At 26.8% G+C, this 24404-nt stretch carries 26 protein-coding genes and 1 other annotated feature; of the genes, 5 read left to right on the top strand and 21 right to left on the bottom strand.

Features of this window, described 5'->3' with window-relative positions; all coding sequences use genetic code 11:
* Positions 1-56: 56 nt before the first annotated feature.
* From ACYUEW_RS11465 to ACYUEW_RS11440, 6 genes are all read right to left on the bottom strand, one after another.
* Positions 57-1316 (bottom strand): cytochrome P450, encoded by a 1260-nt coding sequence (locus ACYUEW_RS11465; RefSeq protein ID WP_460276800.1) that lies wholly within the window; start codon positions 1314-1316, stop codon positions 57-59.
* A gap of 304 nt (positions 1317-1620) precedes the next feature.
* The gene (locus ACYUEW_RS11460; protein ID WP_003360996.1) at positions 1621-1755 is read right to left on the bottom strand and encodes an LDCC motif putative metal-binding protein; all 135 of its coding nucleotides are present in this window, start codon (positions 1753-1755) and stop codon (positions 1621-1623) included.
* 361 nt (positions 1756-2116) lie between these two features.
* Positions 2117-3481, bottom strand: coding sequence for a sensor histidine kinase (locus ACYUEW_RS11455; protein WP_460276799.1), 1365 nt, complete (start codon positions 3479-3481; stop codon positions 2117-2119).
* The gene (locus ACYUEW_RS11450; protein ID WP_460276798.1) at positions 3482-4168 is read right to left on the bottom strand and encodes a response regulator transcription factor; all 687 of its coding nucleotides are present in this window, start codon (positions 4166-4168) and stop codon (positions 3482-3484) included.
* A gap of 220 nt (positions 4169-4388) precedes the next feature.
* On the bottom strand, positions 4389-4616 hold the full coding sequence (gene tlp, locus ACYUEW_RS11445) for a small acid-soluble spore protein Tlp (RefSeq protein ID WP_003491486.1): 228 nt from the start codon (positions 4614-4616) through the stop codon (positions 4389-4391).
* Between the two features lie 298 nt (positions 4617-4914).
* Positions 4915-5715: a M15 family metallopeptidase gene (locus ACYUEW_RS11440; protein ID WP_460276797.1), complete on the bottom strand. Its 801-nt coding sequence runs from the start codon at positions 5713-5715 to the stop codon at positions 4915-4917.
* 517 nt (positions 5716-6232) lie between these two features.
* Between ACYUEW_RS11440 and ACYUEW_RS11435 the strand changes: the two genes are divergently transcribed.
* Positions 6233-6670: a GNAT family N-acetyltransferase gene (locus tag ACYUEW_RS11435; RefSeq protein WP_460276796.1), complete on the top strand. Its 438-nt coding sequence runs from the start codon at positions 6233-6235 to the stop codon at positions 6668-6670.
* Positions 6671-7157: 487 nt separating this feature from the next.
* On the opposite strand, the gene ACYUEW_RS11430 is transcribed toward ACYUEW_RS11435, so the two are convergent.
* The 7 genes from ACYUEW_RS11430 to ACYUEW_RS11400 all read right to left on the bottom strand — a co-directional run bounded on the left by ACYUEW_RS11430 (position 7158) and on the right by ACYUEW_RS11400 (position 12855).
* Positions 7158-7304: a FeoB-associated Cys-rich membrane protein gene (locus ACYUEW_RS11430; RefSeq protein WP_003489396.1), complete on the bottom strand. Its 147-nt coding sequence runs from the start codon at positions 7302-7304 to the stop codon at positions 7158-7160.
* 20 nt (positions 7305-7324) lie between these two features.
* Complete coding sequence (gene feoB / locus ACYUEW_RS11425) at positions 7325-9481, bottom strand: ferrous iron transport protein B (RefSeq protein WP_460276795.1); 2157 nt, start codon at positions 9479-9481, stop codon at positions 7325-7327.
* A gap of 35 nt (positions 9482-9516) precedes the next feature.
* Complete coding sequence (locus tag ACYUEW_RS11420; RefSeq protein ID WP_003489392.1) at positions 9517-9738, bottom strand: FeoA family protein; 222 nt, start codon at positions 9736-9738, stop codon at positions 9517-9519.
* A 16-nt stretch (positions 9739-9754) separates the two neighbouring features.
* Complete coding sequence (locus ACYUEW_RS11415) at positions 9755-9964, bottom strand: FeoA family protein (RefSeq protein WP_003489390.1); 210 nt, start codon at positions 9962-9964, stop codon at positions 9755-9757.
* Between the two features lie 617 nt (positions 9965-10581).
* Positions 10582-11028 (bottom strand): DUF3795 domain-containing protein, encoded by a 447-nt coding sequence (locus ACYUEW_RS11410; protein ID WP_257411900.1) that lies wholly within the window; start codon positions 11026-11028, stop codon positions 10582-10584.
* Between the two features lie 92 nt (positions 11029-11120).
* Entirely contained in the window at positions 11121-11906 is a 786-nt protein-coding gene (locus ACYUEW_RS11405; protein WP_257411901.1) for an RNA polymerase sigma factor, read from the bottom strand.
* 55 nt (positions 11907-11961) lie between these two features.
* Positions 11962-12855, bottom strand: a complete 894-nt coding sequence (locus ACYUEW_RS11400) for a LysR family transcriptional regulator (RefSeq protein WP_460276794.1) — start codon at positions 12853-12855, stop codon at positions 11962-11964.
* Between the two features lie 155 nt (positions 12856-13010).
* Between ACYUEW_RS11400 and ACYUEW_RS11395 the strand changes: the two genes are divergently transcribed.
* Positions 13011-13595 (top strand): DJ-1/PfpI family protein, encoded by a 585-nt coding sequence (locus ACYUEW_RS11395; protein WP_257411903.1) that lies wholly within the window; start codon positions 13011-13013, stop codon positions 13593-13595.
* A 309-nt stretch (positions 13596-13904) separates the two neighbouring features.
* Here ACYUEW_RS11395 and ACYUEW_RS11390 read toward each other — a convergent pair whose 3' ends face one another.
* The gene (locus tag ACYUEW_RS11390) at positions 13905-14594 is read right to left on the bottom strand and encodes a Crp/Fnr family transcriptional regulator (RefSeq protein WP_040109411.1); all 690 of its coding nucleotides are present in this window, start codon (positions 14592-14594) and stop codon (positions 13905-13907) included.
* 312 nt (positions 14595-14906) lie between these two features.
* Between ACYUEW_RS11390 and ACYUEW_RS11385 the strand changes: the two genes are divergently transcribed.
* Positions 14907-15596, top strand: a complete 690-nt coding sequence (locus ACYUEW_RS11385; protein ID WP_460276793.1) for a YjjG family noncanonical pyrimidine nucleotidase — start codon at positions 14907-14909, stop codon at positions 15594-15596.
* Between the two features lie 110 nt (positions 15597-15706).
* Here ACYUEW_RS11385 and ACYUEW_RS11380 read toward each other — a convergent pair whose 3' ends face one another.
* The 4 genes from ACYUEW_RS11380 to ACYUEW_RS11365 form a co-directional block, all read right to left on the bottom strand.
* Positions 15707-16195: a flavodoxin domain-containing protein gene (locus ACYUEW_RS11380; RefSeq protein ID WP_460276792.1), complete on the bottom strand. Its 489-nt coding sequence runs from the start codon at positions 16193-16195 to the stop codon at positions 15707-15709.
* Positions 16196-16210: 15 nt separating this feature from the next.
* Positions 16211-16825: a TetR/AcrR family transcriptional regulator gene (locus ACYUEW_RS11375; RefSeq protein WP_460276791.1), complete on the bottom strand. Its 615-nt coding sequence runs from the start codon at positions 16823-16825 to the stop codon at positions 16211-16213.
* A gap of 368 nt (positions 16826-17193) precedes the next feature.
* Positions 17194-17757, bottom strand: a complete 564-nt coding sequence (locus tag ACYUEW_RS11370) for a CDP-alcohol phosphatidyltransferase family protein (protein WP_040109405.1) — start codon at positions 17755-17757, stop codon at positions 17194-17196.
* A gap of 3 nt (positions 17758-17760) precedes the next feature.
* Complete coding sequence (locus tag ACYUEW_RS11365; protein ID WP_003489378.1) at positions 17761-18318, bottom strand: flavodoxin family protein; 558 nt, start codon at positions 18316-18318, stop codon at positions 17761-17763.
* Between the two features lie 158 nt (positions 18319-18476).
* Positions 18477-18706, top strand: a binding site (T-box leader).
* 158 nt (positions 18707-18864) lie between these two features.
* Between ACYUEW_RS11365 and aspS the strand changes: the two genes are divergently transcribed.
* The gene (gene aspS / locus ACYUEW_RS11360) at positions 18865-20154 is read left to right on the top strand and encodes an aspartate--tRNA(Asn) ligase (protein ID WP_040109403.1); all 1290 of its coding nucleotides are present in this window, start codon (positions 18865-18867) and stop codon (positions 20152-20154) included.
* 280 nt (positions 20155-20434) lie between these two features.
* Here aspS and ACYUEW_RS11355 read toward each other — a convergent pair whose 3' ends face one another.
* From ACYUEW_RS11355 to ACYUEW_RS11345, 3 genes are all read right to left on the bottom strand, one after another.
* Positions 20435-21133 carry a B3/B4 domain-containing protein gene (locus ACYUEW_RS11355; RefSeq protein ID WP_003489374.1) on the bottom strand — a complete coding sequence of 233 codons (699 nt, stop codon included), beginning with the start codon at positions 21131-21133 and terminating at the stop codon, positions 20435-20437.
* Between the two features lie 214 nt (positions 21134-21347).
* Positions 21348-22169, bottom strand: a complete 822-nt coding sequence (locus ACYUEW_RS11350) for a MerR family transcriptional regulator (RefSeq protein WP_003489372.1) — start codon at positions 22167-22169, stop codon at positions 21348-21350.
* Positions 22170-22461: 292 nt separating this feature from the next.
* A complete protein-coding gene (locus tag ACYUEW_RS11345) occupies positions 22462-22986 on the bottom strand; it encodes a MarR family transcriptional regulator (protein ID WP_003489371.1) in 525 nt (174 codons plus the stop codon).
* Between the two features lie 159 nt (positions 22987-23145).
* Here ACYUEW_RS11345 and ACYUEW_RS11340 point away from each other — a divergent pair, with 159 nt between their 5' ends.
* Entirely contained in the window at positions 23146-23724 is a 579-nt protein-coding gene (locus tag ACYUEW_RS11340) for a cyclase family protein (protein WP_043031709.1), read from the top strand.
* The last annotated feature ends 680 nt before the right edge of the window (positions 23725-24404 follow it).

Raw genomic sequence — 24404 nt, 5'->3', positions numbered from 1 at the left:
ATATCTATTTCAATTTATTTTTATACCAAATTAATTCCTCCTAAATTATTATCACTTTAAAATTTTCTTTTAATATTAGTCATAATAAATCCACTTTTAGGCAATGTAGGTATTTTTATTAGACTATAGCTTAAATCCTGCTTTGGAACCTGAAACTCAATCTTATTAACAAGAAAATCTAAGCTTCCTTTCATAATTTCCATGGTAATCCCTTCTCCTGGACAACGGTGTGTCTTGACAGGATCACCTCCACCTTGAGGAATAAAAGCAAATAAGCTTCCTTTCCATTCTTTAAACCTCTCTGGATAAAATTCATTAGGTTTTTCCCATATCTGTGAATCATGATTTGTACCGTACATATCGAGTAACACTAGCATTCCTTTTTTAAATTCACATTCATTCAATATAAAATCCTTTCGCACTCTTGCACCAATAAAAGGAGAGAAAGGATAGTATCGTCGAACTTCCTGTACAAACATTTCAACATAGCTATCGCCACCTGAAATTAATTTTTCTTTACATTCTGGATGTTTATATAAAGCTAAAGCTGCAAAAGTAATAAAGGTTGAAATAGCAACAATAGGACGCAGTACATTAATAAGTTCTATGGCTGCCATTGAGGTATCCATTTGATTGCCATCAAGATCCTTATGAAAAGCCATAGCATATAGTGGTGAATCTTCTTCTGCATCCAACCTACCAGAACGAACATCTTTGATTGTCCCTCTCATCCACTTTTCCGCTCTGGATCTAGCCATTTTCCCTTTCCAATACTGTGGTCCAACTGCCCCTAAAGCATTAACCATTAAATTAAAATCCTCTGCCCGATTTTTTATTTCTGATTTATGTAATGGAACTCCTGCCCAATGACATGATATCTGGCATAAAATTTCCTTTTCCTCATTAAAAAGTACAATCTCCTTCTTATCTTCCCATTTATCAATAGAAGATTTCCATTTCTCCATTACAAGTTCAGCTAATATCTTTTGAGATACTGGAGTCATTAGTGACATAAAAAGGTGCTTTCTATGAGTATGTTCTTCATCATCCATAGTCTGGATTGCATTTTCGCCAAACAATGTTTTTTGTACCCGCTTAGGTGCTGCACCATTTCGTTGAAACAGTTCCTCCTTGTAAAACAACTTTGCAGCTTCCTCACCAGTCATGCATATTACCTTTTGTCCAAATAAGTGAGTTTCAAACAAATTAGACTGATACCTGTCGGCCCTGTTTTTGATAAATAAATACCCCTCCTGTAACAAAGCGAAAGTGTTGTCAATGCCTTTATCCTTTGGAATATGTTCCTCTATTAACATACACTTATCTTCTCCTTCTTTTCTTATTGTAAAATTAACATATACTATATCAATTAGTAAAATGTATCTTTTTTATACATAAGAATAGGTACTTCAACAAAAATAAAAATAGCAATCTTCTTATTTTTTATTTTTGCAAAGTCTTCACACTTAATAAAACCTATTTCATATTTTACATTCCCCACCATACTAAGAAATTATTCGCAGTGTGAATATTGCTGAGATAATAAACTTTCTTCAATTATCTTATCCCAGGCTGTGCAAGTAATGACTTCTATATTAAGATTCTTTTCTCACTTTTTCTCTACTTACTCTTATTATCAGTTTTTCTATTATTATTTGACTTATTTAAATCACAACAATCAAGCTTATTATTACCAAAAGATTTACCATTTTCCTGTTCTAATTTTTGTAGAAATTTTTTTAAAAACTTGAACACATTAAACTTCCTCCCGTAGCTTATTTCTGAATAATATTTTCCAAAATATCTATTACTCCTCTATTTTGTCCACTAATAGATGATTTAATTGCAATTATCCTTCAATCTATCAGAGGTATCTTGTAAACAAATAAAAATTTATTACGTTTCTATTTCGTATACTTTATATATTTTGTTTACATACAAAAATATAATACCTAAATCTTATTTCTTCATGATACTTCTAAAAAATGTTGATTTAAGCAATATACTTGTACAAAATAAATTATAAATATAGATATTGATATAAAAATCATTAAATCAAATATTGAAGTTCCTAATCTCATTTTATTTTTTATAAAAAACCATGCCTATATCTATTTTAGCTATCTACATTTTTATCAAAATAAATTTTAAAGGTAGTTCCTTCACCTTCTTCACTTTCAAGATCTATACTTGCATAATGGAGCTGCAATATATTTTTTACGATAGTTAAACCTATACCATTTCCTTCAAATTGGTGTCTACTCTTGTCTCCCCTATAAAGTCTCTCAAATATAAAAGGCAAATCTTCCTTCTTAATTCCTACACCATTATCCTTAACTTCTACAACAATTTTTTTATCACTTTTATATATTTTAATTAGTACCTCTCCGCCATCTTCTGTAAATTTAAGAGCATTAGAAAGTAAATTTATAAATACTTGTTTTAATCTATCTCTATCTCCAGTTATACTATAATCCTCATGATTTTCCATATGGTATTGCAGTTTAATATTCTTGTTTTCCGCTATTGCATAAAAATCGCTACATATATCTGCAATTAATTCATCTAAGAATATTTTTTTAAAATTAAGCTTAATACTCTCAGATTCAAACTCTTTTAATACATTTAAGTTATTTAATAATCTACCAAATCTAACTACTTCTTCATTCAAACAATTTAATCTTTCTTCTGTAACAGGTAAAACCCCATCTATCATTGCCTCTAGGTTATTTTGCAATACATTTAGTGGTGTTCTAATTTCATGAGATATGTCAGAAACTAATCTTCTTCTTAGAGAATCTTGATACTTTAATTTTTCAGCTAGTATATTAACACTTTCTCTTAAATTCTCTAGCTCTTCAATATTACTTTCAACACTTGATTTCCCATCGAAATCTCCTTTCGATAAATTTACAGACAAATTAGCAACCTCCTTAATTGGAATTGAGAATTGTTTGGAAAAGTAAAGACTTATGGTAATTATAATAACAAGAGTTAGAATTCCACTAGCAACAATACTTTTATTTATAGATGTTTTAAAACTTATATCTTCTTCAGATAATAGTAAAGAGGAATACTGTCCAATCCCCACATATCCAACTACTTCACCTTCTGATTTAATTTCAAAAGTCTTAGTATTATAAACACCTCTATCCTTTACAGGCATTGTATTTAATCTTATATCCTCTGGGTTCATACCCCATATAGTTTTTTTATTAATATCTAAAAGTGTTAAACAATAATTTCCCATATGAGCTTCATGCATCAACTCAACGCCAGAATTTTTAGTCCACTTTCCTTGTGTTTTATATACTTCTTCAAAATAAGATACTATTCTTTCGTATCTTTTATCTTGGACATCTACCATATATGCATCAAACTTTTTATTTATAGTTGCATTTACAAATAATGTTACAAGCAATATCCCCGCTACTGAGCAAATAACAAATAAAATACTTAATCTTTTTCTTATTGTATGCACTTAATTTTCACCACCAAATTTATAACCTACCTTCATAACTGTAACAATGTATTTAGGATTCTTAGTATCTTCTTCTATCTTCTTACGAATATTCTTTATATGAACATCAATAGTTCTATCATACCCATCAAAATCTATACCAAATATTTTATCTATGAGTTGTTCTCTTGATAAAACTTTACCCTTGTTTGAAACAAGTGCATACAGTATGTCAAACTCATTTGGAGTAATTGAAACTTCTTTTCCATTAACTTTTACAACTCTTTTATCATAATCAATGCTTAGCTTTCCATCATCAAAAATTAAATTTGAAGTACTATTATCTGTACTTAATCTTCTAAAAAGAGCATTAACTCTCGCTGTAAGTTCTCTAGGACTAAATGGCTTAATCAAATATTCATCTGCACCAATATTCAAACCCTCTATTCTATCATTTAAAGCTCCTTTCGCTGTTAGCATAAAAATATGCACATCTGAACTCTGTCGTATTATTTTGCACACTTCTTCTCCGCTGATATCTGGCAGCATTAAATCTAGAATTATTAATTTTATATCAATTGATTTAAATATCTCTATACCTTCTAATCCTTTTGTAGCGCAATATATTTTATATCCTTCTTTCTCTAAATAAGCTTTTAGAACTTCAGAAACTCTTTTTTCGTCTTCAATTATTAAAATGCTACTCATATATTTCACCTCTTATCTAACATAATTCTTATCTTAAAATTATACCAAACTTATTAATTTACTGTTTATTTTAAAGAGATTATATCAATTTAATTTGAAGATAATATGAAGGTTTATCCTAATATATTTAAAATAGTTGTTTTCTATTAATATAATTGAAAATAAAAAATAGTAGCCCTACTACTGTAAGTAAAAAGCTACTAATTTTTATTATAAAAAATTACATATATCCGTTTTTCTTATCTCTTGCTTCATCTTTAATTTCTTCTCTCATACCATCAAGTGCTTCTCTTCTTCTTTGATTTTTTTCTATTAGCGTTTCTTTCATTTTTTCATCATCTGTTTTTGCAATCATTTCATCTGCGAGCTCACAATTTTGGATAGTCTTAGTAATATTATATTGAATTTTATCTACATTATCTCTTCTATCATCTGGTTTATTTTTCATAACATCTATCTCCTTTATTTCATTATACCTATTTTTTATTATGGCTAGAAATATGTTTTGTTATGCAATAATATTAATAAGTTTTATCTAATCTATTTATTAATAAACTTTCTTTTTTTATATCCAATTCTAACTTTCTTTGACTGAACAGCATGTCTATTTTTTAGATTTTGTGGTAGTATTTATATACTCTATATTGCTATTTTTATCTGCCCGCATTTCTATAAAACATAAAATTCTAATAATAACTATTATAAAAATAAAACTATTAAATTTTCTTTGTCGAATAGTAACTTTTTTATTTATTCTCATTACTTATCTGTAAATATTCCTCTAAAGTAATACCCTTATTCATAATTTCTGTAGCCGCCTCTACTCCTACATACCTTATATGCCAAGGCTCAAAATTATAACCAGTAATATTTTCTTTTTCCTTTGGATATCTAATTATAAATCCATACTTATAACAATTTTCTTTAAGCCATTTATATGCTCCAGTATTAACAAAATTTTCATCTAAATTAGTATACTCAGTTGAAACTACATCCATAGCTAAACCTGTTTGATGCTCACTTGTTCCTGGGTGTGCAACATACTTATCCGCATGTTGTTGTCCATTTCTATAAATCGAATTATTATAAACGTTTACTTGATAATTATAGCTTCTATATCCTGATACCCCTAATAATATTATGTTCTCATTTTTAGCTTCCTTAAAAAGATTTTCTAAAGCTTCACTAGCTACTCTCCTTAGTCTCCTTATTTGAAAGTTTCTATTCCCTAAAAATCTTATATTAGGTACAATAAGATCATGAGGTAGATAACTTTCATCTAGTTTATTATCTCTATTTACTAATACTAAACTTTGATTTGAAATTTGTTGTTTATTATTTTTACTATTAGGTTCCTTTTTCTTAATAGCTTGTTGTTTATTATTTTCACTAACATCTTTCTTTTCTTTAACAGTTTGTGCTCTTTTAGATTCTATACTTCTGTTATATTTATTTGATAATATCTGTATAGTACATAAAATTATAACTATACTTATTATAAAATTAATTCTTCTTAATATTCGTTTTTTCTGTCTTCTATTTCTCATGTATATCCCCCTATGGCCTAATTAATTTTATCAGAGAAAAGTTTTAAAAATTTTTATTACTTGTTTCATAGTTGTTAAACTTTCTAATATAGCAAGAAAGATTGCATTATTAGTAAACTTAAACTAATTAGCAACCTTTAAAAATTTAATCTTCAAATCTATAACAAACCTTATATACAGTTTTTCAAAATAAATATCTTTGATGTGAATTTAGCAAGTAACTCCATTAAGATCTGATGTTACTAGATTTTATTCTTATCTAATTTTAAAATTACTGCTTAAACAAAAATAAAACAAAGAAAAAAGATAAAGTTCTTATAAAATTATAACACAAAATCATAAAAATATTTCTAAATAAACAAATAAATGGATATTAACAATTTGTAAATACAAATTGTTTTTCTTAAAATAATCATCTGCAATCATATGAGTATGATATAATTACCATTAGTTAAATTAACATAATGATAAAGTAAAAAACAATATAATTTAAATAAGACCTAAAGGAGGACTAGCTATGAATTTTAAGGAGATAACAATATCGGATATAAAAAAACTTGCAGATATGTATGTTGCTACATTTAATTCTCCACCTTGGAATGATGAATGGACAATTGAAACTGCCTCAAAACGCTTATATCAAATGGTAAACTGTGAATCTTCCTATGGACTTGTAGCATATGAAGATAAATTAATTTGTGGAATGATCTTAGGTAGTGAAGAACAGTATTATAATGGTATAATGTTCAATATTAAAGAATTTTGTGTAAGAAATGATGTACGTAGCAAAGGTCTTGGTACAAAAATTTTTCAAGAATTTGAAAATCGCTTAAAAGGTAAGGGAATAACTGAAATTATTTTACTTACATCAAAAGATGATAGTACAGAAGGATTTTATAAAAGAAGAGGCTTACAATCATATGATGAAATGGTTTTGATGGGTAAACAGATTTGATTACATAGCCTAAATTATACATCAATCAAAACATAAGAATCATCATAAATTGAAATCCCACTATTTCTCTTTAGTGATTCTTATTGTTTTGTTTTTGTTGAAATATATAAAATTTCTGATGAATTTAAACCAGCATAGAAAACTTCCCCTACATTATAAATAAAATCATAAAATGTTATATTTGATATTAATTTTCCTCCCATTATTCTTCCTAAGAATAATATATGTAAAAATGCTCCTAAGAATTATTTCTATAATTTTTCCTGTCATAGTATACCCCTCATGATAATATTTCCCTATTTATATATTCACCTTCCCCTTAAAAAATATCCATTTCATATTTTTAGGTTCTCTTATATAACTGTTAGGCAACTATGATCAATTTGAATAAAATTATATTAAATTCATCATCACTATTATTACTTAAGGAAAATAAAAAAAGAATCTATTTTTCAAGTATTTAGAAAATAGATTCTTTTATATTTTTTTATTTTGATTTAGTAGGTTTACATGAACTGTGACAGTCACAACAATTTCCGCTACAACAATTTCCACTTTTCTTATCTTTATAAACTTTGTGTCCAACAAGAACAAATGATCCTATTACTAATGTACCAATTATAAATGTAGCCATAATTATTATCTCCTTACGCGCTATGCGCTAATATTTTCTGTCCTATCACCTTTGATATTAGTTGAATTAGAAAAATCTTTTTGTGGTCTAAATAACATATATAAGAACCATGCTAATAATACTAAAGCAACTAATGTTCCAATTCCAAATCCTTTTCCTGTGAAAAGTAATCCTAATTGGTAAAATGTAAGTGCTACTCCATAGGCTAATGCAGTTTGATATCCAACAGCTATCCAAGTCCATTTAGCATTACCCATTTCACGTTTAATTGCACCAATTGCAGCAAAACATGGAGCACACAACAAGTTAAATATTAAGAATGAATATGCAGATAGTTGTGTAAATGATCCATGTAAAGTTTTCCAAATTTCTACACCATCTTCAGCTACTTCTCCAGCTCCATATAAAATACCGAATGTACCAACTACATTTTCTTTTGCAATTAATCCTGTAATAGTGGCTACTGCTGCTTTCCACTCTCCCCATCCTAATGGATTAAATATAGGAGCTATTACTTTACCCATTGAAGCTAACATTGAATCTGGAGTTTCTACCATTGCTAATGACCAATTGAAACTCTTTAAGAACCATATTAATCCACAAGCAAGGAATATTATAGTACCTGCCTTTTTAACAAAGGATTTTGCTCTATCCCACATATGAATAAGTACACCTCTTATGCCAGGCACATGATATTTTGGTAATTCCATAACAAATGGAGCAGGCTCACCTGCAAAAGCTTTTGTTTTCTTTAAAATTATTCCAGAACATATAATAGCTCCGATTCCAATAAAATATGCTGAAGGTGCTACCCAAGCCGCCCCTGGGAATAATGCTCCTGCAATTAAAGCTATTATTGGTAATTTAGCAGAGCAAGGCATAAACGTAGTAGTCATAATAGTCATTTTTCTATCTGATTCATTTTCAATGGTTCTAGATGCCATAATTCCTGGAACTCCACAACCTGTTCCTATAAGCATAGGAATAAATGACTTACCTGAAAGACCAAACTTACGGAATATTCTATCCATTATGAAAGCTATACGTGACATGTAACCACAATCTTCTAAAATCGCAAGACATAAAAATAATACCATCATTTGTGGTAAGAATCCAAGTACAGCTCCTACACCAGCAATAATACCATCATTTATTAAAGAAACTAACCAATCAGCAGTTCCTATAGATGTAAGGAATCCTTCTACTGCTGGAGGTATAATATCACCAAATAAAACATCATTTACCCAATCTGTAGCTCCAGTACCTATTGTTGAAATAGATAAATAATAAACAAGGAACATAACAGCTGCAAATATAGGTAATCCTAAAATTCTATTAGTAACTATTTTATCTATTTTATCAGAAGTAGTTAACTTAGATTTATTTTTCTTAACTACACATTTAGTAATTATTTTACTTATGTAATTATAACGTTCATTAGTTATGATACTTTCGCCATCATCGTCTAATTTATCTTCAAAACTAGCTACAATTGCTCCAACTTTATCTTTTGAAGATTTTGAAATATTTCCTTGTTCAATTGCTTTTTCATCATTTTCAAATAATTTTATAGCAAACCAACGTAAATGTTCTTTTGAAACCTGATTATAAATTTCATTCTCAATATCAGACAACACTTTTTCCACATCATTTGAAAAAGCATGTTCAATTACATTTTCTTTATGTGATTTAGCTAATTCTATTGCTTTATTAATTAATTCTTTACATCCATCACCTTTTAAAGCAGATGTTTCAACTACAGTGCATCCCATAGATTTACCTAACTTGTCCTTATCTATGATATCTCCATTTTTTCTAACAATGTCCATCATATTTAGGGCTATTATAACAGGAATTCCAAGCTCCATTACTTGAGTTGATAAATATAAATTTCTTTCAAGGTTTGTACCATCTACTATATTTATAATAACCTCTGGTTTTTCTCCAATAAGATAGTTTCTTGTTATAACTTCTTCTAAAGTATATGGTGAAAGTGAATATATTCCGGGCAAATCTATTACTTTTACATCTTTGTGCTGTTTTAATTTACCTTCTTTTTTTTCTACAGTTACTCCAGGCCAGTTACCTACATACTGTGAACTACCAGTTAAATAATTGAACATTGTAGTTTTACCACAATTGGGGTTTCCTACAAGAGCAATTCTTATATTTTCCATTTAATCCCCTCCTAAAAGGTATATATTTTATTTTTTTACTTTACTTCTATCATTTCCGCATCGGCTTTACGAAGTGTTAATTCGTAATTTCTAATATTTACTTCTATTGGATCTCCTAAAGGTGCCAATTTACGAACAAAAATTTCAACCCCTTTAGTTATTCCCATATCCATAATTCTTCTTTTTACAACTCCTTTTCCATGGAGCTTTACTACAGTTACTTTTTTACCACACTCAACATCTTTTAATGTCATCATAAATAATTTCTCCCTTCTAAATAATAATTCTATTAGCCATACTTTTACCAATAGCTATTCTTGAATCTTTTACATTTATTATCATGTTTCCTGATATTTCTGATATGACAGTAACGCTTTCCCCTTCTACGAAACCCAGCTTTGCAAGAAACTGCCGAACGTTATCTCGACCCGTTATTTTCTTTATTTGATTTACTTCACCTTCTCTTGCCATCGCTAATGTCATAACAATCACCTCCTATTAAGATAGTTACTCCTGACTAATCTTTTTAGTATGTATATTTTTATAAAACATCATCTCTTGAAAAGTTAATGTATTAAATTATCACCTGAAGTGTTATAATTTAAAGTTTTCTTCTATGTTAGCTTAAGCTAACGCCCGTACAAAATAAATAAGTTAGCAATACTAACTCCAATGCAATGATATTATATCACCATTGATGAATTATTTCAATAGGTATTGAAAATCTTTATCAAAATAATCGTAATCCACTCATTTCTTTAAATGAATTTATAAATTTCATAGGTTATTTGTATAAAGCCCATTCCTGTAATATTTAATTTTTTTAAAAACTACTCCATCTTTTAACCAATCCTTTTTATATTTAATATAAAGTTCACTCTTTTTCAGTAATTGCACAACATATATACTCTCTATCAATATTATTTTTATTTATCTTAATAATCTACATAACATACTCTTTGCAACATTTTAATAAATTATATAATATAAAATATGATATCATTATTTCATATTAGTAAAAAAATAAGTAGAATCCTTATTATTTAAAGATTCTACTTTATTGTGTCTTTTAGTCCAAAAGCTCACTAGCTTTTGCCCAATTAATATCTTGAGTTTTCTTTCTGAATAATATAAAAATTATCAACACCATTTTTTTTCATATCATCATTATTATCTTGCCATACTTTAGTAAGAGATTTATTATATGTTGTTGGATTACAAGGGTATTTAGAACACTCAAAACAAAAGTTCACTTTTTCTTTTTTATGGCACATATTTATACTGCATTGACATGTAGGCTTGTCACTAAAACGGCACCCTTTACAGTCTCCCTTTGAAAAATGCCTTAAAATTGCTAAAAATTCTTCATAGTGCTTAAATATAGGCATAAAATTTTTTATTTTTTCAGCCATATTTTCAAAGTTTACTAAATTCTCATTAAGTTCTTTGCTCAATAGAACTATTTTACTGTTCTCAAAACACGCACATCTTGAGCAATCATTTCCGCAAGGAGCTAAATCCTTCACAGCTTTTTCATAGTTATTCATAACCATTCCTCCTGTTATAACATAAAAATTTTTTCTTTCACTTATATAGATGCAACAAAAAGAGGAAAGTCACGTTTTATAAATAATTTTATCTAATTTTTATTAGTATACATTTCATTTATTATATGAATAACCTGTTGATACCACTCTTCAGAGGGCTTTCTATCAGGCATGTTTTTATATAAAAAATTTATTTTACCACGAACTTCATCATCAAAATTATAGTTTGATTCTTTATAATCTAATTTTGTAATTAATTTATGTTTATTAGAATTCTTTTGTAAATCATCTCTCCTTTTAGAAAACTCAATCCATGCTTTACAGCTACAAGGATTACTTACATTTAAAAGATTACAGTGCTTATAAAAAAATGAGTCTAAATTCATATGAGCACGATAAAGAAGTCCTTTTGTTGCACTCTTTGAAATACCAATCAAGCTAGAAACTTCATCTAAAGATAGTCCAAACATATCAATTAGTGAAAATGCTATTCGTTGATGTAATGTGAGGTATCTTACCATTGCTAAAAAACAGCCATTTTGTAGCTCACTGATAGCTTCTTCTACAATTACTTCATCTTCAGGTCTTGGAGGATTATATTTTAATAAGTGTTCTTCTTTTTCAAGAAGATTAATATCATCATAAAGTAATTCAGTATAATTTTTATTTTTTCTTTCATGCATTAGAAAATTATTAAAACATATTTTTCTAAGCCAAGATTTAATTGCATTTGAATCTTTTAAAGTATTAATCTTTTGCCACGCATTAATAAATGTTTCCTGTGTTAAATCCTCTGCAACAGAAGGATTACAAGATAGTTTTAGAGCATAGTTGAAAACATAACTTCCATATGTATTTATAATTCTTTCAATATCCATTAACCCACCTCATTTTCTATAATTTCTAGTAAAATTTATAAATTCATTCTATACTTTATTTCCAATTAGCAGAATTTTTTAATGTAATTTCTATTAATTTACTCATTGGCAAGGATATACTTTTGTTTTTATGATATGCAAGTTGAGTTCTGAACTTATCAAATGGTTCTTTTAATTTTACTGTCTTAAGACTTCCTTCCTTTATCTCATTTCTAACTGTATAAAAGGGTAAAAATGAAATTCCTAGGCCATTCATTACACACTTTTTAGCCGCTTCTATACTTGAAAATTCTAAAGGATTTACATATTTTATTTTTTTCTGTTTTAAGTATTTTTCAAATGCTATTCTAAAACTACATCCTTTTTCACTAAATATGATACTTTCTCTTGCCAATTCACCTTCATAGTTTGTTGATAAAAATTCTAAGTCTGCATCCGGTGCACCAATAATAACCATACTTTCATCTTTTAAATTTTTAACAATTAAATCTTTATCCGTAATTTCAGGTTCAATAGTGAATATAATGTCTAACTCTCCACTATATAATTTACTTCTTAAATCGCTACAAATTGAATTCTTTAAAATAATGTTTACCTTTGGAAATTTCTTTTTGTATTCCTTTAAGATTTTACCTAAACGATATATGGATAGGGATTCCCCTGCTCCAATAATTAGATCACCGGATACACCTTTTTCTTCTGATGTTATGTTCTTAATTTCTTTATATATATGTAACATTTGTTTAGCATATGGAACCAATTCTTTACCTACATTAGTTAAAACTATTTTCTTACCTAAACGATCAAATAAAACTTCCCCTAATTCATTTTCTAAAATTTGAATATGAGCTGTTATAGTAGACTGAGCATATCCTAAATAATCTGCTGCTTTTGTAAATCCTTCAAGTTCAACTATAGTTATAAATGTCTGCAAATGCCTAATCTCCATTAATCTCACTTCCTCATACTTTAAATATATAATATTATGATATCACATATTTTGATTATTCACTTCATTTATTTCAATTTTACTGATGGCACATATAGGGTTATACTTAAGAAAACCGAATCTGAAATATATAACTAAAAGGAGGTATTTAAAGTATGAAAAAAGTATTATTACTTCTTGCCAATGGTTTTGAAGCCGTAGAAGCAAGTGTTTTTACAGATGTTATAGGATGGAACAAATTAGAAGGTGATGGTACCACAGAATTAATAACTGTTGGAATAAGAGAAAAATTAAAATGTACTTTTAACTTCACGGTAACTCCTGAAATGCATATCAATGAAGTTAATATTGATGAATTTGATGCGCTTGCAATACCTGGTGGATTTGAAGAAACAGGATTTTATGAAGATGCTTATAGCGAAGATTTTTTAAACATAATCAGAGAATTTGATAAAGCAGGAAAAACAATAGCTTCTATTTGTGTTGGTGCATTGCCTATCGGGAAAAGTGGAATACTAGTTGGGAGAAATGCCACAACTTACAATCTAGGGAATGGTAAAAGACAAGATCAATTATCTGAATTTGGTGCAAATGTTCTTGCTGATACATCTATTGTTATAGATAAAAATATAATTACTTCCTACAATCCATCAACTGCTTTCCATGTAGCTTTCAAACTTTTAGAGCTGCTCACCTCTAAAGAAAACTGTGTTAATGTTAAGAGACTAATGGGGTTTTAGCAAAATAATAAAGTACCAAATCTACTATATTAGAACAAAAGCAATATTCTTAAAAGACGTAACAAGGACTTACTTTTTTATGGTAGGTCCTATTTTATTAAGTCTATCTTAATAATGTTAGCTATAATTACTTTACTATAAATCCGAAGTCTTATAATGCTGATAATAAAAAAGTCTTCGTCATCTATTTTATAACATATTTCAATAATATTATTGAAATTGTTTATTGGATTATAACTCCATATTTCAATATCATCATCTATTATTCTATTGATCACATTTACTCATACTTACTACAATATCCTAACATTATAAAGATTTTATATACACGTTTTTAGATAATTCTCGAAGTTTTTCCTCATCTAATATATATATTGTTTTACCCTCACATTTTATAATTGATTTTAGTTCAAGTTCTTTAAAGATTCTATTTAAATGCCTATAGGTTGTTCCGAGGAATTGAGCAATTTCTAAGAATGATGAATTTAAAATTATATAGTTTTTATCTTCTATATGTTCAACTAGATAACTAGATAATCTATTTATGAGCGGATATACAAAATTGTATGAGCTATTATTAATTGTTTCATAAAGGCTTTCGCTTAAAGAGTCTATTAAGTGGTGTAAAAACTTTATATTATCTAAATACTTTTTTCTAAGTATATCTGAAGGTATTGCTATCAAATAAGTATCCCCTACTGCATCAACGTCACAAAGTATTGGAATGTTTTTTAAAAACTCTAGATTTCCTATAGTATTAAAGTCTTTATAAAACTTTAAAAGCATTGATTTACCGTTTTCAAAGGGATAAGAAATTTTGATTTTCCCATCTACAATCAAATAATAGTATTCAAGATTAGAATCTGCTTTTAATATATATTCCTCTTTTTCATAAAAATGAAGTTGTGCATATTTTAATATATCCTTATCAAATATACTTTCTATATTATGCTTATCAATATAATGGTTTAAAAGGTCATTATTCAAAATTTTTTTCATAAGTCCTCCTTAACATGACATATGTCATATTAAAATCTATATAATTATTGTAATTTATTTATAACCTATTGTAAACCAAAACATAGGAGTAATTTATATATATAAACTTATCTCTTATAAATGACATTATACTTATCATAATTATTTTTTTAAAGAGATATTAGCAAGAATGACAAGACCTTATAAATACAAGCAAAAAATCTTAAATTATATGACGATATCCAAATGCATTAATTTATTCAACAATCTAAGATTTTTTATAAAAAATTTGTATGTTATAATTAAAAAATTAGACGTATCAGGAGGATTATTATGAAATACAATATTATAATATTTGATGCAGATGAAACTTTATTTGATTTTAAAAAATCTGAAAGAGATGCTTTTAAAAATGCTATGCTGGAATTTAATATAAAATATGATGAAAACCATCATTTAAAAGTGTACAAGGATATAAATAAAGCTATATGGAAAGAGCTTGAAAATGGACTTATTACCCAAGAAGAATTAAAGGTTGAAAGATTTAAAAGATTGTCTCATAAATTAAATATTAAATTTAATGAATATGATTTTGCAAAATTATATATGAAACATTTATCCCATGCATCATTTTTGTATGATGATAGCATAAATCTTATAGAAAGTTTACATAAAAATTATAGACTTTCTATAGTTACTAATGGTCTTAAGGATGTCCAAAATAATAGAATTAGAAAATCTATTATAGGAAAATACTTTGAAGATATAGTAATATCTGAAGAAATCCAGGTATCAAAACCAAACCCTAAAATATTTGAATATGCTCTAAATAATATGAATCATACAGATAAAAGAAATGTTTTGATGGTGGGCGACAGCTTAACCTCTGATATACAAGGAGGTATAAATTTTGGTATAGATACCTGCTGGTTTAATCCTAATAAAATTATAAATAAAACAGAAATAAAACCTACTTATGAAATTTCTAATTTAATGGAACTTAAGAATATACTTAAAAAATAGATATAAATTAATGGGGCTGTTTCAAAATACGATTAAAGCTATTTTGAGACAGCCCCATCTTTATATTATTTTTATTAGCATTATCAACTAAATATTTAAAATATACTTACTTACCTGCTACTATGATCATCATTTATTAACTGAGCAAACTTATTAATATTTTCTTTTGAAATTTTTGATGTGTCCTTATCAATCTTACCAACTTTTTTCATTATAAATCTTTCAAAAAAATTCATATTCTTAAGTATACATTCACCACCAAAACATTCTTTTGCAACAGTATTAGTTAGTAATCCTTTGGGGAAGGCATTGTTTAACTGTGCCTCTATATCTTTCTCATTTAGTCCACATATAAAAATCCCAACTCTTTTTTCTTTTAATACATTAATATTTTCTATGGAAAAATTTTTTACTTCCTTTTGAATCTGTCCCATATAAATTGATCCACCAATAATTATGTTATTAAATGAAGTTATATCTGGCATATTTTCTTTTTTTATATTTATAGTTACAACTTCTCCTTTAACTTTGTCTTTTAAAAAATTACTGCATTTTTCCGTAGTGCCATGTTTAGTTCCATAAACGATAAGTGTTTTCATTTTTTATTCTCCCCTTTATTTTAACAATCCACTTATAAGAATCTGAAAATGATGATCTATAAGTCTTTCCCTTTGCTGTTGTGATATATTTTTTTCTAATATCAACCTAGACAAAAGTCCATGAGTTGAAGTCCATATTATTTGCGCAGTAAGCTCTATATCCATATCTCTAAACTTACCTTTTTCAATCCCTAGCTCTACTAATCTACAAAGCTGTTGTATACTCTTTCTATCCTTTGAAACACCTTCATGAAGCATATTTACTTTTTCTTGTATAGATTTAATATCATTCATTAAAACTGTTCTAAATTGCTCCGGGTACTGTAACATAAGTTCAATATATTTTCTTAATCCCTGCTCTATAGTCTTTTCTGGATTTTCATTATCTACTGGAACTTCATTTATGCTTTTTAATATCCTGCCATACCCCTGTTCTACAACAAGAGTTACTATTTCAGATTTATCTTTAAAATAATGATAAATAATACCTGGAGAATACTCTATTTTATTTGCTATTTTTCTAATTGATAAATTTTCGTACCCTTCCTCAACTAATATTTGGCTTGCTGTGTCTATTATTTTTTTTCTTATAATTTCTTTCTCTAATTTTCTTCTTTCAGTAATACCCATAAACTCCTCCTTCATTATAGTTATTTATCTCGCTGTTGCCATTTTCAATCCTTCAATCCTGCTCATGTAATTCATTTACCTACACCAAATTAATACTCTATTAAGCATCTCACACCCAATATTTTCTCTGTGTAAGCGACTCACTCCAAATCAGCACTCTGTGTAAGCGACTCACTCCGAATCATAGATTTGGATTCTCTACTTAAGATTTGAGTTATCTGCTTAGGATATAAATTATATACTTAAGATTTAGGATATCTGCTTTTCTATAAAAGTAGAATCTAATCACTGCTACGCACCTGGATAACTTAAATACTTTACAACTAATACAAGAAACTATTTAGTGCACTAGAAGATATTACTTTTTCTTAACTTAAGCACTTTATAACTTTTGTACATCTTACTGAAAAGGATATAATAACCAATATTAAAGTTATCCATATAAGCATATTTATATAGATAATATCCAATCCTATATAAGTCAATAAAACCATTCCAGGTATTAAAAAAAAGTTCATTGCAGCAATACGACCAAAATAATCAAATTGAAAGAGATTATTAGAAACATTATAGTACTTTTTAATAATGTAAGATGTAATAAAAAACTCTATAAATTTAATTAACGTAAGTACTGTAAACCATATAGGAATCCTATTATTAAGATTTAAAAGAGCTAGTGAAGATATGATAAAAATAAAATCTGCAGTTACATCTAAAAAACTTCCTAAAAGAGATTCCGCCTTTATTTTTCTTGCAATTTTTCCATCTATAAAATCTGTTACACATATTAAAAAAAATACTATTCCAGCAGATGCAAAATATAATCTATTATTACTATAAAAATTCAAATTATCCAAGAGCAATAGATATATATAAGTTAATACTATACGTAATCCAGTTAAAACATTAGGCGTACATTTTGGTATTTTCATAATTTATTCTCCTGCAATTTTCTTCCCTATTTCATAAGCCTTACTTTCATCATCTATTCCCTTTTTAAACCCTACTTTTTCTGTAGCTTTTATCTTGCTAAGATTTTGCTCCATTTTGTCCAATTCATTATTTTCTAGTTGAGCTCCAGTAGCAAATAAAAGTATTTTTTTATTAGAAAAATCTTTTATAGATTTCATATAATCAGCTAAAGTAGATGATGTTTCTCCAACATAAACTGGTGATCCAAAAACTATAATTGAATATTGTGAAATATCCTCTGCCATATGCTTTCCAGGATAATTAATAGTAATTTCATAGCCTTCATCTTTTATCCCCCTGGCAATTTGTTCCGCAATTTTTTTAGTTAACTTACTTTTAGATGGTTGATATACTACTAAAGCCTTTTTATTACTTACCTTATCTGACTTCAATACTTTAGAATTCTCACCATAATCCTTACTATTTCCTTTTATAAACCAAGAAAATAATAACATTACTGAAATTAATAACACTATAAAGCTAAGAAAAACTCTTTTCATAATTTTAAAGCCTTTTTTCATTTTCCACCTCTCATTTACAAATATAATTAAACACTGTAATAATATTAAATACTGTTCAATATTATTTTATAATTATTTATCCTTATTTGTCAATAAACTTAATTGATATTATAAATAACTTCTATTGACAAAACAAATATTAAAGAGTAATATAAAGATTAAAATCTTTGATGGGAAGAGTAGATATTTATTTAGTATCCACAGCGAGTAGGGTTGGTGTGAGCCTATGAGAAAAATAATATTGGAAGACATCCCGGAGATGCTTATTTGAACAGAAATATTAAGTAGAGTAAGCCGGCTTTCCTCCGTTAAAGGGAATAGAGATAACAAAGTATTAATACGTTGTTAAATTAGGATGGTACCGTGAACACAAGCTTTCACTCCTACAAGGAGCGAGAGCTTTTTTTATATAGAAATTTGAGCTCATTCTATATGTGATACCTATTCTAATTTTGTATAAACATTGTTAAAAAGGGTGGTACCGCAAATTATTTTGCCCCTTGGGTTTTTACTCAAGAGGCTTATTTTATTTAGGAGGTAATAAATATGAAAAGAACATTAATAAGTGAATTTAAAAATTCTATTAATGAAAAAGTAAATCTTCAAGGGTGGATTCATAAGATTAGGAAATTAAAAAATATAACATTTTTGATCATAAGAGATAGATCAGGATTGGTTCAGTGTATTGTAGATAATAATAAATTGGATTTATCTAAGGTAAAGATAGAATCTATAGTGTCAATAAGAGGAGCTGTTAAAGAAAGTACTAATAATTTAAATCCTTTTGAAATACAAGTAGAAAATCTAGAAATTATAAATGCTGCTTTAGATGAACTTCCAGTAGAGATAAACAAAGAAAATTTAGAAATTAATTTAGATACTATGCTTAATAACAGGGTGTTAAGCTTAAGACATCCTAAGGTAAATTCAATATTTAAGGTGCAAAACTCAATAGTAAATGGATTTAGAGAATTTTTAAATAAAGAAGGATTTACAGAAATTTATACTCCAAAAATTGTATGGGAAGGAGCTGAAGGTGGTACAGAAGTATTTAAGGTAAAATACTTTGAAAATACTGCTTATTTAGCTCAAAGCCCTCAATTTTACAAACAGATGATGGTAGGAGCTGGATTTGAAAGAGTATTTGAAATAGGTCATGCCTATAGAGCAGAAGAGCATAATACTAATAGACATCTAAATGAATATATTAGTATGGACTTAGAAATTGGATTTATAGAAGATGAGAAAGATATCATGGAAATTGAAGAAAGGCTATTAAAGTTCATATTAGAGAAGCTTAATAATGAATGTAGAGAATATTTTAATTTATTGGAGGCAGAATTACCAAGGATTCAAGGCGGAATACCTAAAATTACATTTAAGGAAGCATTAGGTATATTAAGTCGGGAATATAATAAAAATAACTTAACTTATGACCTAGATCCAGAAAGTGAAAAACTAATCTGTAAGTATGCAAAGGAAAAGTTAAATAGTGATTTCATATTTTTAACTAACTATCCTAGAAAGAAGAGACCAATGTATACTATGCCTCTAGGTGAAGATGGCACTCACAGTTTTGATCTGTTATTTAGAGGTATAGAGATTACTACAGGGGGCCAAAGGATTCATGACTATAACATGTTAATAGACAATATGAAATTTAAAGGATTTAATCCTAAGGATTATGAGAGTTATTTATCTGTTTTCAAGTATGGCATGCCTAAGCATGGTGGCCTTGCCATTGGCTTAGAGCGATTGACAGCAAGGCTTTTAGGATTAGAAAATGTTAGGGAAGCTGCATTAATTACAAGAGATAGAACTCGTTTACTTCCTTAAAGTTACTCTATTATCACAATTATTTTCCTAGCTCTTTATAAATTTCAATATCTTATTTATTCATAAGTATCTTAGGGAGAAACATTAATAATTTACTCCCTAAGTAATTATAAATATAAAAACTCTAAAATTCATATAAAATTTAGTAAGAAAATAAAATGCATCTCCAATATAGCATAAAGAGATTAGAATTCTCTCCCCTAATCTCTTTATGCTTATACTTATATCTATAAATTTGAAACGGTCGTAAACTTAAAAGTTAAACCCTTATATTTATTATTTAAAATTCAAATTCAGTATTATTTATATCTACAAATCCTACTTTTATTTCACAATTAAAATTCTTTTTTAATATTTCTGCCAGTTCATTTCTTGCATCAATTACATTATTATAGTTTTTATCTTTAAATCCATCTATAGGGAAAAATATATTCCTGCTCTCTTCAGTAATTTTACCTTGTTCGCTTTGTCTCCATATCCATCTTCTTGTTTTTACTTTGTTACCTACAGAGTAAATAAGTTCATCCTCTCCTAAAAGTTCCAATTCATTTTCACCAAAAGGAAGGAATGTATCTCCTTCTTTTGAAAATCTAAGACAAATGTCTTCTTTGGCAGTATCTATATCATGAGCACCTAGCGGAACTAGATATTTTAATGAAACTGCATTTCCTATATCCACAACTGGATTTATATTAGGGAATCCTTTCTTTTTTGCTACTCTTGTAGTTATTGCTTCAATGGAGCTTTTAAATTTATTAGGATTAATACCTAATTTCAAAAATGCTTCTCTATAATACACCATCTCTTCTGTTTCTTTTACATTTTTATCTTTAAATTTTGTTTCAATTAATTCTATACTATCTTTTAAAAGCTGAGTAGCCTCCATACTCTCTTTATTATTAATTCCCTTAGCTACCACAATACCGAAACATACATTATCCAGATTCTCAAAAACTTCTTTTGCTACTATAAACTTCATAATTATCCCCCTTAAAATATAATTTAGTTCATTGTAATGACATTTAACAAAAACAAAATAATATCAATATGTATAATTATCTTTTAAGTTTAATTATCCTTTAAAAACTACAACTAAAATACTAAGTATAATAATTAAATAGATTTCACTATTGTTATTATAGATTAACAATTTATCTATTTTACAAATTATAAAGTCTCTAGTTACTAGAGTGTCAAGATTTATTTATTAATATTTGAATTTCCGTTATAAATTCTGATTTTTCAGTAGTTAATCCAAAATCAATTAACGTTATTTCTATTGAATCATCAATGATTGTATATCCTTTTTCTTCAATGTATTTTAAAAGCTTATCATAATATACTGGAGAATTTTCGTGAGTTCCAGTAAAACGAACACTAATGTAAGTACCTTCTGGTAATACTTTTATCAGATTTTTATTATATCTTTCCCCTTCTGTAAATAAAAAAATATAATCATATTCATCAAGTATTCTATTCTTCAATTTATCTATAGAGATTGATACTCCTATTTTCCCGTTAAAAATAGAAGCATTTTTATTAGTCTTATTCTCTAAATGTCTAATGGATAATTCTAAATCATTATTGGATTTTATTTTTTCTTTTAATAAAACAATACTTCTCTCTTCAAATTCAATCTCTCGAACCACGTCCAAGTTATGGTATTGCCTTGCATAGTTAATTTGATTTATTCTGTTTTGAATTTTTTGCTTTGTAAATTCTAATTCTTTTATCTTTTCTTCCGTAATTTTTTTCTGTTTTTCAAATAACTCAATAATATTATCAATACTACGTTTCTTTAAATGATAATCTATTGTGTTTAATGACATTCCAAGAGCTTTTAAATACTTTATTGTGTTTAATTGTTCAAATTGATCTGTTGAATAATATCTATAACTATTAGTTCTATCTATAAATATTGGCTTAAATAAGTCAATTTCATCATAATATCTTAATGTTCCTATATTAACATTAAATAATTTTGATATTTCTCCAATTGTAAATAAATCTTTCATTTAATTTATCTCCTAATTATTAAAAAAATAATTTTTATATTAATAGATGATTTATGCATATTTAGATTATATCAAATTCATTTAGTTAATTTAATATTTTTACATAGCTTGTCCTTTAGTATATTTTATAAATTGAAAAAACTATGAAATTTATTACCTAATTAGTTTTTACAATGCTTTTATACTTTTTTATATTTATAAGTATACTCTTGTACATTTTACTTATATTTTTTATTGTACTTTTTAAAATCTATCAACAACAAACATTCCTTATTTAGATAAATAATTTAGATTATATAACTTTCTCTAAATCATCTAAAAATTTTAAAATAGTAGTTATTTCTTCTTGTTTATAGTTACTTAAAATTTTCATTAACTTTTCTTGTTCTTTTTTATGAAGATACTCATGTAGTTTAAACAAAACTATACCTTTTTCTGTTAAGCTATAATAAATTTCTCTTTTATCATTTTCAATCTTATCTGCTTTAATAATATCTTTTGAAAGAAGTTTTGAATTTATTTTTGATATACCACCTTTGGTCATATTAAGCTCTTTTGCTATGAATATATTATTAGACATATTATTTTTACCTATACATTCTATAACGTGGAACTCAGATAAGGATATTTCTTTTATATCATTATCTGTTATTTTTTTAAATTCCTTATCTCCTTCTTCTTTATCTTCCTTTATATTTAAAATTGCTTCAATTAAATTTTTCTCTTGATCTTTTTCTATTTCACTTAAATGGTTTATAAAAGAAATAACTTTTTCAAATAATTCTACTAATTTATTATTTTTCTCTTCTATTATCATAAATTACTCTCCTCTTTTTGTTTCTTATTTACTCATATATATTATAATTGAAAAAAATTTTTATTCAATTATATCTAAATAGTTTACAAGGAAACTATTTTGTGATACTATTAAGTAGTTTCCTGGGAAACCACTGTGAATTTAATGGAGGTTTTAAAAATGAAAATTGATTTAACATTAGAAATTGGAAAGGAATTACTTTCTTCAACTCTAAAAAAAGCAATAAATGAAGATAAAGCATTTGGTTCTATAGGCCATTTAGCAACACATTTTGATGTTATGGATAAAGAATTTCCTCTTGATTATATAAAAAGAAGAGGAAAAATATTTAATGTATGCCACATAAGAAATAATGAGATTTCTTTAAATGATATAGACTTAAATGAAATTGAAGAAAATGACTTTATTATTTTTTACACTGGATACTTAAAAGAAACAGGATATGGAACATCTGAATACTTAAAAGATTATCCTGAGCTTTCTAAAGAATTAATTGATTATTTAATAAACAAAAAAATTAGTATGATAGGTATAGATACAACTGGAATAAAAAAAGGTTCTGAGCATAGGTACATAGATCAGTATTGTGCAGATAGAAATGTATTTATTATTGAAAATATGAATAATCTTGATCTATTATGGTCAGAAGCTAAAAATAATTCTTTCACCATGTACACTTTTCCTCTTAATATAAAAGGTGTAACGGGCCTTACATCTAGAGTTATAGCTGAACTATAAAAACATATAATACTGTATAAATAATTTTGTGTGAACTAAATATTAGATACTCTTTCCTAAACATGGTAACCTTGCCGCTGGATTAAAAAGAATAACATCAAAGCTTCTGGGATTAGAAAACCATTGATTAGGTAGCAAGCTTAGTAGCTTGTTACCTAACCAATATAAATATAAAAGATATATTATGTATCTTTTCAAAGGTTTACTTATATGGAATAAATTTATTAATTTCCCTGTTGAAAACATAATTTCATAGTTTATTGTAATAATCTTTTAACAAAAATAAAGTAATAATTTAATAATATTATGAATATTTCTTTTTTTTAATCATAATTAACTATTTGTAATTACATAAAAAAATTTTAAATACTTTATTATATTTAATTGTTAAAATTCTTCTATTAAATCATATGTATAAGTGTTAACCATGCCTGCAAATATTGGCTCATTTAAGCCAATTTCATTATAATATTTGAAAATATACATTAATATTAAATAACTCTAATATTAATATAATAATCAATAAACTCTTCAATCAATTTATCTTATAGTTATTAAAATTTACTGAGAAAAAAGCTTTACATTTTACCAGACATTAAATTATTAGTATTATATTTATATATATATTGTTAAATTTCAACATAAAACTAATAAAAAATTAGTCAAAATCAATTTTATAT

Source organism: Clostridium sp. CTA-1 (genome assembly GCF_054768215.1).
Note: the sequence above shows the minus strand (reverse complement) of the source record. Positions and strands in the feature narration are given on the sequence as shown.

Coding starts and splice junctions, on each gene's coding strand:
- ACYUEW_RS11465 (WP_460276800.1), bottom strand. CDS start 1,316: ATGTTAATAGAGGAACATATTCCAAAGGATAAAGGCATTGACAACACT.
- ACYUEW_RS11450 (WP_460276798.1), bottom strand. CDS start 4,168: ATGAGTAGCATTTTAATAATTGAAGACGAAAAAAGAGTTTCTGAAGTT.
- tlp (WP_003491486.1), bottom strand. CDS start 4,616: ATGAAAAATAAACCAGATGATAGAAGAGATAATGTAGATAAAATTCAA.
- ACYUEW_RS11440 (WP_460276797.1), bottom strand. CDS start 5,715: ATGAGAAATAGAAGACAGAAAAAACGAATATTAAGAAGAATTAATTTT.
- ACYUEW_RS11435 (WP_460276796.1), top strand. CDS start 6,233: ATGAATTTTAAGGAGATAACAATATCGGATATAAAAAAACTTGCAGAT.
- ACYUEW_RS11430 (WP_003489396.1), bottom strand. CDS start 7,304: ATGGCTACATTTATAATTGGTACATTAGTAATAGGATCATTTGTTCTT.
- feoB (WP_460276795.1), bottom strand. CDS start 9,481: ATGGAAAATATAAGAATTGCTCTTGTAGGAAACCCCAATTGTGGTAAA.
- ACYUEW_RS11420 (WP_003489392.1), bottom strand. CDS start 9,738: ATGATGACATTAAAAGATGTTGAGTGTGGTAAAAAAGTAACTGTAGTA.
- ACYUEW_RS11415 (WP_003489390.1), bottom strand. CDS start 9,964: ATGACATTAGCGATGGCAAGAGAAGGTGAAGTAAATCAAATAAAGAAA.
- ACYUEW_RS11410 (WP_257411900.1), bottom strand. CDS start 11,028: ATGAATAACTATGAAAAAGCTGTGAAGGATTTAGCTCCTTGCGGAAAT.
- ACYUEW_RS11405 (WP_257411901.1), bottom strand. CDS start 11,906: ATGGATATTGAAAGAATTATAAATACATATGGAAGTTATGTTTTCAAC.
- ACYUEW_RS11400 (WP_460276794.1), bottom strand. CDS start 12,855: ATGGAGATTAGGCATTTGCAGACATTTATAACTATAGTTGAACTTGAA.
- ACYUEW_RS11395 (WP_257411903.1), top strand. CDS start 13,011: ATGAAAAAAGTATTATTACTTCTTGCCAATGGTTTTGAAGCCGTAGAA.
- ACYUEW_RS11390 (WP_040109411.1), bottom strand. CDS start 14,594: ATGAAAAAAATTTTGAATAATGACCTTTTAAACCATTATATTGATAAG.
- ACYUEW_RS11385 (WP_460276793.1), top strand. CDS start 14,907: ATGAAATACAATATTATAATATTTGATGCAGATGAAACTTTATTTGAT.
- ACYUEW_RS11380 (WP_460276792.1), bottom strand. CDS start 16,195: ATGAAAACACTTATCGTTTATGGAACTAAACATGGCACTACGGAAAAA.
- ACYUEW_RS11375 (WP_460276791.1), bottom strand. CDS start 16,825: ATGGGTATTACTGAAAGAAGAAAATTAGAGAAAGAAATTATAAGAAAA.
- ACYUEW_RS11370 (WP_040109405.1), bottom strand. CDS start 17,757: ATGAAAATACCAAAATGTACGCCTAATGTTTTAACTGGATTACGTATA.
- ACYUEW_RS11365 (WP_003489378.1), bottom strand. CDS start 18,318: ATGAAAAAAGGCTTTAAAATTATGAAAAGAGTTTTTCTTAGCTTTATA.
- aspS (WP_040109403.1), top strand. CDS start 18,865: ATGAAAAGAACATTAATAAGTGAATTTAAAAATTCTATTAATGAAAAA.
- ACYUEW_RS11355 (WP_003489374.1), bottom strand. CDS start 21,133: ATGAAGTTTATAGTAGCAAAAGAAGTTTTTGAGAATCTGGATAATGTA.
- ACYUEW_RS11350 (WP_003489372.1), bottom strand. CDS start 22,169: ATGAAAGATTTATTTACAATTGGAGAAATATCAAAATTATTTAATGTT.
- ACYUEW_RS11345 (WP_003489371.1), bottom strand. CDS start 22,986: ATGATAATAGAAGAGAAAAATAATAAATTAGTAGAATTATTTGAAAAA.
- ACYUEW_RS11340 (WP_043031709.1), top strand. CDS start 23,146: ATGAAAATTGATTTAACATTAGAAATTGGAAAGGAATTACTTTCTTCA.